The sequence below is a fragment of the Shewanella sp. 1180_01 genome (assembly GCF_052850535.1).
The window spans coordinates 1-531 of the sequence record NZ_VXCT01000180.1; the positions used below are offsets into that span (position 1 = coordinate 1).

A 531-nucleotide genomic window follows, 5' to 3' on the forward strand; every position below is an offset into this window, starting at 1 on the left:
ATAGCCGAACTAATTCCATATCATCACCACAAAACGCACAAACTAATGGATGTCTACCTGCGACCTCTCTAAAAAAATCACTATATTTCAAACGATTAACGTAGCTAATCATACCTTCAACTAAATCTCCCGCAGCTTTAGCGATTACTTCATACCATTTCTTAAAGCTCGCTGTCGCTTGTAACCCATAATAACGAATTCGCTGGAATCCTTTAGGAAGGATATGTTGCACCATGCGGCCAATAAACACCTCAGCTTCAACGCATTCATATTCACGTTGTTTACTTCTATGTGATTGATAATAATAACTAACATATCCGTCTGCAACTCGGGTTATTCTTGATACACCTATTGGTGGGGATGCTAAGTACTTAGTCAGATATTTGAGTAACACTCGATAATGCTTCGTCGGGACTTTTTTACCATTGCCGGGATGTGCATAGAATCCCTTAGGATGGTTAACCCATAGTGCCTTAATCATACCGTTTAAGTCTCCAATACGAGCCGCCATGAAGCGAAGTAAATGCGCTT

The 531-nt window shown here is 40.3% G+C and carries 1 protein-coding gene; it reads right to left on the minus strand.

Features of this window, described 5'->3' with window-relative positions; genetic code table 11:
• On the minus strand, window positions 1-481 hold a 481-nt coding region (locus tag FW758_RS24760), incomplete at its 3' end, for a transposase (protein WP_446446843.1).
• Window positions 482-531 lie beyond the last annotated feature (50 nt).